Raw genomic sequence first — 12,988 nt, forward strand, 5'->3', positions numbered from 1 at the left:
CTTAGTAGGCGAGGGCGCGATCGACACCGTCGAGGATGCGATCGAGGTCAGGCAGGTAGTGGTGCTCGAGCTTCGAACCCGGGTACGGGGTGTGGAATCCGCCGACCCGCAGCACGGGCGCTTCGAGGTGGAAGAAGCAGCGTTCGGTGATCCGGGCGGCGATCTCCGAGCCCAGGCCCAGGAACACCGGGGCCTCGTGCGCGATGACGAGCCGGCCGGTCTTCTTCACCGAGGCTTCGATGGTGTCGAAGTCGATCGGGTTGAGCGAGCGCAGGTCGATGAGCTCGATGCTCGTGCCCTCCTCGGCCGCAGCAGCGACCGCATCAGCGGCAGGCGGCATGAGCGGGCCGTAGGAGAGGAGCGTGACGTCGGTGCCCTCGGTGACGACCTGGGCGGAGTGCACGTCGAGGCCGCGGTTGTCCATGTCGACGTCCCCGCGCATCCAGTAGCGGCGCTTGGGCTCGAAGTACATGACCGGGTCCGGGCTCTTGATGGCCTCCTGGATCATCCAGTAGGCGTCATGCGGGGTCGACGGCGAGATGATCCGCAGTCCGGCATGGTGGGCGAAGACGGCCTCGGGGCTTTCGGAGTGGTGCTCCGGGGAGCCGATGCCGCCGCCGTAGGGCACGCGGATGACGACCGGGACGTTCTCCTGGCCGAGCGTGCGGTTGTGCAGCTTCGCCAGCTGGGTGACGATCTGGTCGTAGGCCGGGAAGATGAAGGCATCGAACTGGATCTCGACGACCGGGCGGTAGCCGCGCACGGCCATGCCGATCGAGGTGCCGACGATGCCGGATTCGGCCAGCGGCGAGTCGATGACCCGGTGCTCGCCGAAGTCCTTCTGCAGACCCTCGGTGACGCGGAAGACGCCGCCGAGCTTTCCGATGTCCTCACCGATGAGGACGACCTTCGGGTCGTCCTCCATCGCCTTGCGCAGGCCTGCGGTGATCGCTTTGGACAGCGCCAGAGTCGTCATTTACCGCGCTCCTTCAGCTGTGTCGGCGAACGAGTCGAGGTAGTCGAGGTAGGCTGCCTTCTCCTCTTCGATGAGCGGGTGCGGGTCTTCGAAGACGTTGTCGAAGATCTCCGAGACGTCCGGCTCGACCATGGAGACGCAGGCCTCGCGGATGCGCGCGGCCAGCGCGTCAGCTTCCTCGTCGACCTGGGCGAAGAAGTCCTCGCCGGTGTCGGTCTCGTTCTCCAGGTAGATGCGCAGGCGCTTGATCGGATCCTTGGCCTTCCACTCCTCGGTGACCGCGTCGTCACGGTACTTCGTCGGGTCGTCAGCCGTGGTGTGAGCACCCATCCGGTAGGTGAACGCCTCGATGAGCATCGGGCCGTGGCCGGCGCGCACCGAGTCGAGCGAGGCGCGGGAGACGGCGTACATGGCGATCGGGTCGTTGCCGTCGACGCGCACGCCGGGCACGCCGAAGCCCTGACCGCGGGTGTAGAGCGGGGCCGGGGTCTGCACGCTGGTCGGCTCCGAAATCGCCCACTGGTTGTTCTGACAGAAGAAGAGCACCGGTGCGTTGAAAGCGCCGGCGAAGGTCAGCGCCTCGGACACATCGCCCTGGCTGGTCGCACCGTCGCCGAAGCAGGCGATCGACACGGCGTCGCGTTCCAGGTCGCCGGTCCCGACGTCGCCGTCCATCTGGATGCCCATGGCGTAACCGGTGGCGTGCAGGGTCTGGGAGCCGATGACGATCGTGTAGGAGTGGAAGCGCAGCGCCTGCGGATCCCAGCCGGAGTGGTTCTGGCCGCGGAACATGCCCAGCAGGGTCTCCGGCGGCACGCCACGGCACCATGCCAGGCCGTGCTCGCGGTAGGTCGGGAAGACGAAGTCCTGCGGGCGGCTGGCCCGGCCCATGCCGATCTGCGCGGCCTCCTGGCCGAGCAGCGGGGCCCACAGGCCGAGCTGGCCCTGGCGCTGCAGGGCGTTGCCCTCAGCGTCGACGCGGCGCACGAGCACCATGTCCTTGTAGAAACCGCGCAGATCCTCGTCGGTGAGCTCTGCAGCGAAAGCGTCGTATTCTCCCGAGCTGACACGTTCGCCTTCGGGAGTCAGCATCTGGATCATTCGCGGGCCTGACCCAATATCAGGGCTGGCGCCCTGCGCAATATTCGATGTCATGGCGTTCTCCTAACGTCGTGGCCGCTGACCGAGTTCGTCGGTGAAGCGGTCCGAACCAGTGGGGTCGGCGCGGTTGTGCACCCAGCCCCGGCAGTGAGACATTTCACAATGTGGTCACACACTAACGGATTCGCATGGTGTGTGCCAAGCTGACGGATTGCCTCGGACGGGTGTTCCGAAGCGGTGGCGCGGCCGTGCACCGACCTGCTTCCAGCGTAGGCTCACCACCCCGTCCCTGGTAGGCCGCCGCCGAGGTGGGGGCTGGGTTTTTGACGTTGTCGAACAATTGCTTGGACACCCGACTAAATGTCGGCTGGGAACCTTCTGAGAAACCCCTCTGTTATGTGCGTCACTGCTGCTTTCGCGTGCCCTTGTAGGAGTATCGGGCGGTCGTCGTGCCGGCGAAGAATCCGGCAGCGCTGCCGGTGGCCCACGCGTCGACACTCGGGTCTCCAGAGGCGAGCAGTTTGGCCATGCTCTCGGTGTACAGGGTCCCGTTGTGGGCGAACCCGGGGCTGGCGAGCGCGGCGTCGATCTCCGCATCGGTCTTGCCGTCGAACATCGGGTGATCCCGCAGCGCCTCGTAGTCGAGTTCGACTCGGGCGGTCGTCCGGTCCTGTCCTGCCGGGTTGTCGGTCCCGTCGAGAGTCGGCACGATGTCCTGGGCGTGTTCGAGGGAGAGCACCTCGATGCCGTCGGGGATGTCGAAGTCCCCGACCGGGCTGCCGGTGGTCATGACGGCGGAGACGTTGACCCGCTTGCGGAACTCCGGATCGGCCGCGAGGCTCGCGGCGGTCATGCCGCCTTGGGAGAACCCGGTGATCATCACCTCGTCACCGGGCGGGATGCCGGCGTCCTCGATCGCCTGCCTGACGGTTTCGCGCATGACGCTGTCGTATCCGGCTGCGGTTTCGACGTTCGTCGTCATATCTGTGCCATTGCGGCTGGGGTCCGCGCTCCAGTCGGTGGTGGCTGGGACGTAGATGATCCAGCGGGTGTCGCCGTCTGCGTCGACGATCTTCTCGATCTGCACATCCCCGTTGTCCTTGCCGCGGTGGGAGTCCAGGGTGCGTTCAAGCAGTTCGGTGGCGTCCTTCGGCGCGGTGGCCCGCTGCGGATCCGGCTGCCGGTGCTTGCCGCCGGTGACGGTGACGTCAGTGGAGTCGAACAGACCGAACTGACGGCCGGCGATGAGGATGATCCCGGCGAGATCCTCTGTCGACTGCGGGCCGGTGACGGTGCTCAGCGGGCCGGGCAGGCCGAGGAACCCGCCGATGAAGCCGGGCAGGACGTGTTCGATGAGCGGCTGGGCGAACTCGGGATGGTGGGCGAGCGCGGTGCCGATCTTCTCCAGTTCCCGGCCGGCGGCATCGGCGAGGACCGTGTGCTTTCCCGTCGTGATGAGGTGCAGCGCGGTACCTCCGGCGACGATGAGCGTGATGGGGTTGGTCAGCACGGCAGCGCCGACGGCAAGCCCGATCCCGGCTCCGGCGACGACGGCGGTGCGGGCCATGTGGCCGAGTGCGACGCCGGCAGCGGTGGCCGCGCGGGAGAAGATCTCCTCTGCTGCCTGTTCGCTGGCCCGGTAGGCGGCAGCGCTGTTGCTCAGTGCCCCGGCGGTCAGCAGCAGCGAACCGGCTGTCGATCCGCTGCGCAGCAGGAAGTCGTTGATGCGGCCCTGCAGCTGGAGGGCGGCTGGCATGGCCAGTGGGCTGATGACGAGGCGGGAGATCGTGGCGTCCGACGCCGCCGCCCCGCGCAGCACAGCGCCGAGGTCGCCTGCCGTGGAGATGAGGACTTCAGCGGTGCGGTCGAAGTCGTTGAGGTGGGCGTGGATGCCGCCGGCACCGCCGCTGACCTGGATGTCGCTCATCGCCGGATCTCCTCCTCGTCGACGGCCAGGGCTGCGGTGGCGGCGATGAGGTCTCCTGCCATGCGGGTGCGGATCCACTGCTGGAATCCGGTGCCGCCCAGTTCTGCGTGCATCTGCTCCCACACGTCAGCACCGAGCAGCGCGCTCACTCCGTGCGGGCAGTCCGGGCAGTCGTGGATGACCCACCGGCGGGCCCGGACCGGGTCGATGCGATCGCTCAAAAGGCAAGTGACGGTGCGCTGCCCGTCATCGGGAATGAGAGCCGTGATGACATCGCCGATCTCCGCCGGGGCGCAGGTGGTGCCGATGAACCCGGCTGGTGCAGGTTGATCGGGGGTGTGCTGGCGGCACAGCAGCACGCAGGTGTGGCCGAGGAGGGCTGCGACGATGAAGAGCTCTCGTTCGTCCAGGGTGATGCTCACACTCCATCGCAGGCGTCCGGCGGCCAGCACGGCGCTGGCCTGCCGCACCCAATCCTTCATCTGCGCTGCGCTCGGCAGCTGCTCACCGGCAGCGATCGCGGAGGCATCATCGAGCGGAGTCGTGCGCGCTCGCTGCTCTGGGATGAAGGCCGGTGGCCAGTGTGCCAGGTCAGCGGCGTCCAGACAGGTGAGAGCTGCAGCGGCGATCGGCAGCCATGCGTGGCGATCGGGTGCGTGCGTGCTCATAGGCCCAGCGCCTGACCGACCGGTGAGCTGCGCAGCTCAGCGAGGTAGTGGTCGTAGGCTTCGACGACGGCTTGGGCCTCTGTGGCGAGTGACCCGACCTCACGGGCGTGTTCGTCGATCCGCTCGCGGAACACCTCGGCGGCGGATGAGACCCAGCCGACGGAACCCGATTGCCGGCACACCGCCTCGGCTCTGGCGCATTCCTCGGCCACGCGCATCCACGCTGCCTGCGACTGTTCGACATCGGCAAGCAGGCCTTCGAGTGCTGGCATGAGATGCGGTTCGATGATGTGCTCATCGATCTGGTCTTCTGCCCACTCCCTGCCGGCCTTGCCGACCTCGATGGTCTTGCCGACCGCCTTGTCGACGATCGGCTTGGCCACCGGCCAGACGTACCCTGTGTGTCCACCCATGCCGGAAGTCTCACCGGCCCTGTCACGATGAGCACCGCCTCGGGCACGGGGTGTGGACGATCGCCCGGTGTCCACATGCGTCACCGGGCCGGCGTCAGCCTCGCTCTCACCTCACGCGAACGACGGCTGTGCGAGGTTGTCCTGCAGCTCGGAGCAGATGCGTTCAGCAGTCTCATCAGCTGTCTCGTCGCTGCCTTCACACCCGAGGGGCAGCTCCAGCGGTTCAGCGACGGTCTCGATGACAGCGACGATGTCGCCGCGCTCACCGCGCAGTCCCGTCCGGACCCGCCGCATGAGATGATAGGGGCCATGACTCGCGCATCGCTCTCTTCGCTTGACCTTGCCCTTGGACCCCTCGACGGCCGCTACCGCGCCGACGCCGCCCCGCTGCTGGATTACCTGTCGGAGGCCGCGCTCAACCGCAACCGCATCCACGTCGAGGTCGAATGGTTCATCCATCTGGCCGACAACCGCGTGGTGCCCGGCACGCGCGAACTCCTCGATGACGAGAAGTCGCAGCTGCGCGGAATCGTCGAGAACTACGGCCAGGAGACCATCGAACAGCTGGCGACTTTCGAGGCCGTCACCGTCCACGACGTCAAGGCCGTCGAGTACACGATCAAGGAGGCGCTGTCGTCGATCGGTGCTGATGACCTCTCGGAGCTCGTGCACTTCTGCTGCACGTCCGAGGACATCAACAACCTCTCCTACGGTGTCGGCATCAAGGGTGCGGTCGAGGACATCTGGCTGCCGCGGGCAGCCGCGCTCATCGACCAGCTCGCCTCGATGGCCGAGGAGCTGGCCGAGGTGCCGATGCTCTCCCACACCCACGGACAGCCGGCGACCCCGTCGACGATGGGCAAGGAGCTCGGCGTGTTCGTCCACCGGCTGCGCCGCCAGTACGAGCGGATCCGCGACACCGAGTTCCTCGGCAAGATCAACGGCGCGACCGGCACCTATTCTGCGCACACGGTCACCGTTCCCGAGGCGGACTGGCCTGCCCTTGCACGCGAGTTCGTCGAGAAGCTCGGGCTGACATTCAACCCGGTGACCACGCAGATCGAATCGCATGACTGGCAGGCGGAGCTGTTTGCCGACATCGCCCGGTTCAACCGGATCGCTCACAACCTCGCCACCGATTTGTGGACCTACATCTCGATCCACTACTTCAAGCAGATCCCCGTCGAGGGCGCGACCGGCTCGTCGACGATGCCGCACAAGGTCAACCCGATCCGGTTCGAAAACGCCGAGGCGAACCTCGAGATCTCTTGCTCACTGCTCGACACGCTCGCTGAGACGCTGGTGACCTCGCGGATGCAGCGCGACCTGACCGACTCGACCAGCCAGCGCAACATCGGCGTGGCCCTCGGCCACTCGGTGCTCGCGCTGGGCAACCTCGTCAAGGGTCTGGAGAAGCTCGCCATCGACACCGATGCGCTGGACGCCGATCTCGAGAGCAACTGGGAGGTGCTGGCTGAGGCGATCCAGTCGGTCATGCGTGCGGCCTATCTCGCCGGTGTGCCCGGGATGGACAACCCGTACGAGAAGCTCAAGGACCTCACCCGCGGGCACCGCGTCGACCAGGCCGAGCTGCAGTCCTTCGTCCGCAGCCTCGGGCTGCCGCAGGAGGACGCGGACCGCCTCGCTGCGCTCAGCCCGGCGACCTACACCGGCCTGGCCGCCAAGATCGCAGCCGAGGCGGTGTCCGCCTGGCGTGCAGCCGAGCGCTGAGCGCAGTGACGACGCCCCAGTGACTCACCGCCCCTGTCTCACCCCGCCGGACGCGGCGTGAGACGAGAGGCGATGAACGGGAATACAAGCACCGTCACCGCTCCTCCGGTGACCATGGTCGAGGCCATCGTCGTGGAGATGAGACCAGACGATGCTGCGATCTGGGTGACAGCGACGATGATGGGCAAACCGGTCGCCGAGTAGAAACCCAGTGCTGCCCTCTCACGGACCGATCCCAGCTCGGAATGCGTCGATGTCAGCTGCTCGCGCAGGAAGACCGGCAAACCGCGCACCAATCCGATGACCATCACGAAACCGACGAGCAGCGGCCACTGAGCGAAGACGGCGGCAAGATCGATGGTCATTCCGCTGGTGACGAAGAATACCGGGATGAGAAAACTGAACCCGACGATTTCGATCTTATGCATGACCTCGTCGGCGTGGCTGGGAGAGGCGGCACGCAGAGCCGCATTCATGAGGAGTCCGGCGGCGAATGCGCCGAGAGCGACATCGAGTTCCAGCAGTGCCGTCAGCAGCATGAGGGTCACGAGCACCCAAACGGTGACGCGCAGCGTTGTCTGCATCGTCGAGTTCGACGCCGCCCCAAATGCCCGTCCGAGCAGCGGGATCCGGCGGAAGATCCGCGCCGGGATCGCGACAGTCACCACTGCGGCGACGGCGAAGAACAGGAGGATCAGCGCTGCCTGCCAGGTGCCGCGGGTGGACAGCAGCACGGACATCGCCACGATCGGCAGCAGCTCGCCGTATGCCCCGTGGACCATGGCGGCCCGGCCGAGCGGAGAGTCCATCACGCCGGAGTCCTTGAGGATCGGCAGCAGGGCGCCGAGGGCAGTCGAGGTGGAGGCGATGCCGAAGACGATCGCGACCTGCCAGTCACCCTGGAGCACGAGGAATCCGGCGCCGACGCCGAGCAGCGCACAGAGGACCCACGTCAGTGCCGCGTGCCGGCCCTGACGGCCGCGCATGTCCGAGGTGTTCACTTCGAAACCTGCGAGCAGGAAGAGGAAGCCGATGCCGAGTTCGCGGAGGAATTCAACCGCCTCGGTGCTGTCGGCCAGGCCGAGGGCGTGCGGCCCGATGACGATACCGAACACCAGCAGCCACACGACATCGGGCACGAGGCGTCTGGTGGTGAGCGCGAGGATCGGTGCGAGCACGGCGGCGATCGCGATCCACCACATCGACAGGAGATTGTCGACGAGCATGTGAGCCTCGTGCATGAGCCTGCTTCCTTCCTCGACCTGGTCCTACGCTACCTGCGCCGATATGCACAGGACTCGTTGAGTCCTGCTCACCGCCGGCGCACCCAGTAGCCGATGAGCGTCACAGCCACGGCGATCGGCCAGGTGTAGAACGGGATGTAGCAGGCCAGCCAGAGGACTAGCTGACCTGGGCTCATGCCGGCGTAGGGCTGCCAGGCATCCGTGTCGCCGAGGGCTCCTGCGACGATGTCGGCCAGTGTCTGGCCGAGCAGGATCACCATGACGATGACGCCGATCGTGCCGAGTGTCAGCGGCAGCCAGCGCGGGATCGCCCGGGCGGCGCCGGGCAGCCAGCCGGGCACCCGCTCACCCCACGGGCGGATGAGCCCGAAGCACAGGATCGCCGCCAGCACCGAGACGATCTCCAAGATGAGCACGTAGCCGACCCCGCCGGCGGAGGACCGGAACTGCTCGACATCGGCGAAACCGACATCGACACCGGCGAGCATCGCCACCCGCCACGCCACCGCCGGCAGAGGCATGAGCAGGCTGAGCCAGCCGGCCGCCTTCGCCCAGCCGGGCACCGGCCGGCCGGTTGTGCGCGCCGCCGGGCTGCCGTCCGGGTTGCTGGCCGGGTTCTCAGCCATGGCCGGGCCGGATGAAGAGCGTGTCCGTGTAGTCGTTGGAGAACATCCCGGCCGGGTCGAGGCTCTCACGCAGGGCGCAGAACTCCTCGAACCGCGGATAGCGCTCAGCCAGCTGCCGATAGCCCAGCCGGTGCAGCTTGCCCCAGTGCGGCCTGCCGCCGGCGGCCAGAAGGATGTCCTCAAGGGTGCGGAAGTACGGCTCCCACTCCTCTTCGACGTAGCGGTGCACGGCGATGTACATGACCTCCCGGCCCGAGGCGGTCGACATGGGCACATCGTCAGCGGCGGCGACCCGGACCTCGAGCGGGAAGGAGATCTTCCACCCGCGGGAGGCGATGGTCCGTGCGATCTCGGCGAGCACCTCGGGCCCGGAGGCCAGGGGCACGGCGTACTCCATCTCGTTGAACCGCACCCGGCGCGGGGAGACGAACACCTCGTGTGCGGCGGCTCGGTAGGCGCGGTTGGACACCGCGGCGGTGGCCAGCCGGTTGAAGTGCGGGACGAGGGCTGGCATACGGGCGCCGAGCGCGCAGATCGCGGCGAGCGCCGCGTTGTCGACGACCTCCTCGCTCAGCATCCGCAGCCATGCCGGGCGGTACGTGACGTGGGCGAGCTCGGCTGGCGCCTGGGCTCCGGGGCTGATGCGGGTGTTGGTCTTGACTGCAGCGCGCTCGGAGTGGGGGAACCAGTAGAACTCGATGTGGTCGGCTGCGCGGGCGCGGTCGACGATCGAGGAGCGGATCTCGTCGAAGGGCTCAGCGGTCTCACAGGCGATGAGGTCGAAAGCCGGCACGCACATCAGCTCGATCTCGGTGAGCACGCCGAGGACGCCGAGGCTCAGCCGGGCGTGGTCGAAGAGCTCGGGTTCGCGCGTGGGTGAGAGCTCGCGGCGGGTGCCGGTCGCGTCGATGAGAGTGAGGGCGGTGACCGCGCCTGCGAATCCGGTGAAGGCCAGCCCCGTGCCGTGGGTGCCGGTCGAAACCGCGCCGGCGAGTGCCTGCGGGTCGACGTCGCCCTGATTGGGCAGGGCCAGGCCGTGGGCGGCCAGCAGCGCGGGAATGTCGCGCAGCCGCGTGCCGGCGCGGAACCGGGCGCGCCCGGCGTTCGCGTCTGCGCTGATGAGTCCGGACAGTCTGTCGAGCTGGAGGAGTTGATCGTTGCTGGTGGCGACCGGGGTGAAGGAGTGCCCGGCTCCGCGTACGCGCACCCGCTGGCCCTGTTCGGCAGCGGTGGTGACGATGTCCTGGATCTCGGCATCGGTGCTGGGGGTGTGGAGGGTCTGCGGGTGGGACCAGACGCTGCCGGACCAGTTGCGCAGTGTGCGTGTCATGTCTCGTGTCTCTTCATCGGGAAGGGGTGTGCTGCGGGTGAGACATCCCGGTTTCGAAGTTCCAGCCCAGCCCCCGGTAGGTCTCCCAGGTCTCGATGAGCTGACCGTCTGCGACGATGTGGAAGAAGTCGAGGTGTTCGGCGAGTTCGCCGGCTTTTGCGTGGCGGAAGAACACGTGGTCGCCGATGCGCAGCTGGCGGGTACCGCGGCCGGTCAGAGGGGTCTGCACCTCCCCCATCCCTTCAGTGGCAGAGGGTGCGAGCCCTGCCGGCCAGGCAACGGCGGGGAGTCGGTCGATTCCTGCCGCGCCCGAGGCGATCCAGCCTCCGCCTGCCACGGTCACCCAGTCTGGGGCTGGGGTCCTGACGACCGGTGCGGTGAAGTAGGCGGCAGGGGTGTGGCGGAAGTGGGCGAAGCGATCGAAGCTGGCGGGCGCGAAGAGCCCGGAGCCGGCGGCCACCTCGGTCAGCGATCCTTCGGCGGCACTCGTCTCAAGCGAGCCGGTGCCCCCGCCGTTGACGAACTCCAATTCGGCTTCCCCGCGCACGGCGGTGACGATGGCGGTGCGGCGTTCGGCCAGTTCGCGGATCGAGCGGGCCTGCAGCCGGCGCAGGATCGCCTGCCGGGGATTCATGCCGGCGTTCGGGACGCCGGCGACCTGGCTTTCGTAGCACATGAGCCCGACGAGCCGGAGGCGGTGGCGGGCGGTGATGTCGCCGACGAGGCTGAGCACCTCGCGCACTTCGTGCAGCGGTGAGCGGCGGGCGCCGATATGGAGGCCGGCGACCCTGAGCGACCCGTCGATGTCGATGCACACCCGCACCACCGCCTCGGGCGCGGTTGCGGCTGTCTCGATGAGATCGAGCTGGGCCGGGTGGTCGACCATAAGCGTGATGTGGGCTGCGGCAGCGGGATCGGCAGTGAGCGCGGCCAGTGCCGCGCGGTCGACACTCGGGTAGGCGACGACGATGTCGCGGATTCCGCGGGCGTGCAGGGCCAGCGCCTCGGGCAGGGAGAAGGCGAGGACGCCGGCGAATCCGGGAAGTTCGAGGGCTCGTTCGATCGCGGCCGGGGTGCGCAGGGACTTCGAGGCCACCCGGATCGGCAGCCCGGCCGCGCGTTCGGTCATGGCGGCGGCGTTGGCGTCGAAGGCGTCGCGGTCGATGACGCCGAAGGGCGCGTTCAGGCCGGCGACGGCGCGGCGCAGATCCGGTGTGACCATGGTCTCAGTCTAGCCGCCGCGTCTGTACCGGATGAGACACTGGGAACATGAGCACAGGCACCGAGGAAACCGCCCCGCTGACCGACGCCCGGGCGGCTGCCCATCCGATCGAGCTGCCGGCCCGGCTGCGTGATTTCCTTTCAGGCGGCCCTCTGCGAGATGTCGCTGGGACCGGCCGGCAGATCACCGCGAGTCTGCCGTTCACCGGTGAGCCGCTGGGCTCCTTCGCCGGGGCGACGGCCGGTGATGTCGAGGCTGCGATCGCCCGCGCTCGGCGTGCTCAGGCGGCGTGGGCTGCCCGCAGTGTGCGTGAGCGCGCGGCGGTGTTCCTCACCCTGCATGATCTCGTGCGGCGGAACGAGGAGCTGCTCCTCGACGTCGTCCAGGCCGAGACCGGCAAGGCCCGCCAGCACGCCTATGACGAGGTGCTCGACTCTTACAACGTCTGCCGGTTCACCGCTCTTGCCGCCCCGCGCACGCTGCGCCCCTCGCGCAGGCGCGGTGCCGTACCGGGGCTGACCCGCACCGAGGTCGACCACGCTCCACTCGGAGTCGTCGGGTTCATCTCACCGTGGAACTACCCGCTGTCGCTCGGCGCCAACGACCTCGTTGCCTCGCTCACCGCCGGCAACGCGGTGGTGCACAAGCCCGATTCGCAGACGGCCCTTTCGGCTGTACTCATGCGCCGGCTCGCGATTGAGGCAGGGCTGCCGCGGGATCTGTGGCAGTTGGTGCCCGGTCCGGTGGAGGAGGTCTCCGAGCCGCTGCTGGCTGGGGTGGACGGGCTGTCGTTCACCGGATCGACGGCGGCCGGCCGGGCCATCGCCGAGGCGGTGGCCGGCCGGCTCATTCCGGCTGTCCTGGAACTCGGGGGCAAGAACGCGATGATCGTCTGCGCCGACGCCGATATGGACACCGCTGTGGACTGCGCCGTGCGCGGGGCGTTCTCCTCTGCCGGGCAGCTGTGCCTGTCGATCGAGCGGATCTACGTCGTCGGCGGCCGCTATGAGGAGTTCGTCGACCGGCTCGTCGCCGCCGCCGAATCCCTGCAGCAGGGGGCGGCGTTCGACTATTCGCGTGGGCTCGGTTCGCTGACCTCGACGGCACAGGTGAAGAAGGTCCACGGTCATGTCGAGCAGGCCCGCGCAGCCGGTGCCACGGTGCGCTGCGGGGGTTACCTGCGCACGGCTGCCGGGCCGTGGATGTACGCCCCGACCGTGCTCACCGACGTCGCCGCTGAGGCCGACCTGTTCGCCTCGGAGACCTTCGGCCCTGTCGTGAGCGTCTACCCGGTCGCCGACGATGCCGAGGCGATCGCTGCGGCCAACAGTCTCAACGTCGGGCTCAATGCCAGCGTCATCTCCGCCTCGGCGTCCCACGGCTGGGAGGTCGCCCGCCAGGTCGAGGCCGGGATGGTGAATATCAACGAGGCCTTCGCCGCGGTGTGGGGTTCGATTGCGGCTCCGTCTGGAGGCATCAAGGACTCTGGGCTCGGGCACCGGCACGGGACCGAGGCGCTGCTCGCCTTCACCCGCACCCGCACGATCGCCCGGCAGTCCCTGCACTCGCTGGCCCCCAGTGACCGGCTGCCGGCTGCGCGCTTCCAGCAGACGATGACCGCCGCGCTCGCCGCGCTGCGGGCCCTGCGGATGCGCTGAGCTCACCCCACATCTGACGTCCTGCTATGTCCCGCACCGCACAGCACCTGCCGCAGACCGCGTTGATTGATACCCTAGGAGGGTATATATTA

The 12,988-nt window shown here is 68.1% G+C and carries 12 protein-coding genes; 2 read left to right on the forward strand and 10 right to left on the reverse strand.

Annotated elements, in window-relative coordinates; translation table 11 throughout:
* Position 1: 1 nt before the first annotated feature.
* The 6 genes from HLA91_RS04805 to HLA91_RS04830 form a co-directional block, all read right to left on the reverse strand.
* Entirely contained in the window at positions 2 to 976 is a 975-nt protein-coding gene (locus HLA91_RS04805) for an alpha-ketoacid dehydrogenase subunit beta (RefSeq protein ID WP_102162448.1), read from the reverse strand.
* A complete protein-coding gene (pdhA, locus tag HLA91_RS04810) occupies positions 977 to 2,131 on the reverse strand; it encodes a pyruvate dehydrogenase (acetyl-transferring) E1 component subunit alpha (RefSeq protein WP_249362004.1) in 1,155 nt (384 codons plus the stop codon).
* Between the two features lie 349 nt (positions 2,132 to 2,480).
* Positions 2,481 to 4,004: a hypothetical protein gene (locus HLA91_RS04815; RefSeq protein WP_170273772.1), complete on the reverse strand. Its 1,524-nt coding sequence runs from the start codon at positions 4,002 to 4,004 to the stop codon at positions 2,481 to 2,483.
* Positions 4,001 to 4,672, reverse strand: a complete 672-nt coding sequence (locus HLA91_RS04820; RefSeq protein ID WP_170273773.1) for a hypothetical protein — start codon at positions 4,670 to 4,672, stop codon at positions 4,001 to 4,003. The genes HLA91_RS04815 and HLA91_RS04820 overlap by 4 nt, the downstream gene beginning before the upstream one ends.
* Positions 4,669 to 5,085 (reverse strand): hypothetical protein, encoded by a 417-nt coding sequence (locus HLA91_RS04825; protein ID WP_165883964.1) that lies wholly within the window; start codon positions 5,083 to 5,085, stop codon positions 4,669 to 4,671. Before HLA91_RS04825 ends, HLA91_RS04820 begins: the two co-directional genes overlap by 4 nt.
* 111 nt (positions 5,086 to 5,196) lie before the next feature.
* Positions 5,197 to 5,379: a hypothetical protein gene (locus HLA91_RS04830; RefSeq protein WP_170273774.1), complete on the reverse strand. Its 183-nt coding sequence runs from the start codon at positions 5,377 to 5,379 to the stop codon at positions 5,197 to 5,199.
* Between the two features lie 15 nt (positions 5,380 to 5,394).
* Between HLA91_RS04830 and purB the strand changes: the two genes are divergently transcribed.
* Positions 5,395 to 6,816 (forward strand): adenylosuccinate lyase, encoded by a 1,422-nt coding sequence (purB, locus tag HLA91_RS04835; protein WP_170273775.1) that lies wholly within the window; start codon positions 5,395 to 5,397, stop codon positions 6,814 to 6,816.
* A gap of 38 nt (positions 6,817 to 6,854) precedes the next feature.
* Here purB and HLA91_RS04840 read toward each other — a convergent pair whose 3' ends face one another.
* The 4 genes from HLA91_RS04840 to HLA91_RS04855 all read right to left on the reverse strand — a co-directional run bounded on the left by HLA91_RS04840 (position 6,855) and on the right by HLA91_RS04855 (position 11,238).
* Positions 6,855 to 8,057 carry a cation:proton antiporter gene (locus tag HLA91_RS04840; RefSeq protein WP_170273776.1) on the reverse strand — a complete coding sequence of 401 codons (1,203 nt, stop codon included), beginning with the start codon at positions 8,055 to 8,057 and terminating at the stop codon, positions 6,855 to 6,857.
* A 71-nt stretch (positions 8,058 to 8,128) separates the two neighbouring features.
* Complete coding sequence (locus tag HLA91_RS04845) at positions 8,129 to 8,686, reverse strand: hypothetical protein (RefSeq protein ID WP_170273777.1); 558 nt, start codon at positions 8,684 to 8,686, stop codon at positions 8,129 to 8,131.
* Positions 8,679 to 10,016: a D-arabinono-1,4-lactone oxidase gene (locus tag HLA91_RS04850; protein ID WP_170273778.1), complete on the reverse strand. Its 1,338-nt coding sequence runs from the start codon at positions 10,014 to 10,016 to the stop codon at positions 8,679 to 8,681. Before HLA91_RS04850 ends, HLA91_RS04845 begins: the two co-directional genes overlap by 8 nt.
* A 13-nt stretch (positions 10,017 to 10,029) precedes the next feature.
* Positions 10,030 to 11,238: an alanine racemase gene (locus HLA91_RS04855; protein WP_170273779.1), complete on the reverse strand. Its 1,209-nt coding sequence runs from the start codon at positions 11,236 to 11,238 to the stop codon at positions 10,030 to 10,032.
* A 47-nt stretch (positions 11,239 to 11,285) separates the two neighbouring features.
* Here HLA91_RS04855 and HLA91_RS04860 point away from each other — a divergent pair, with 47 nt between their 5' ends.
* Positions 11,286 to 12,896, forward strand: coding sequence for a succinic semialdehyde dehydrogenase (locus HLA91_RS04860; protein WP_170273780.1), 1,611 nt, complete (start codon positions 11,286 to 11,288; stop codon positions 12,894 to 12,896).
* The last annotated feature ends 92 nt before the right edge of the window (positions 12,897 to 12,988 follow it).

It is taken from the genome of Brevibacterium luteolum, assembly GCF_013004595.1.
Lineage (GTDB): Bacteria > Actinomycetota > Actinomycetes > Actinomycetales > Brevibacteriaceae > Brevibacterium > Brevibacterium luteolum.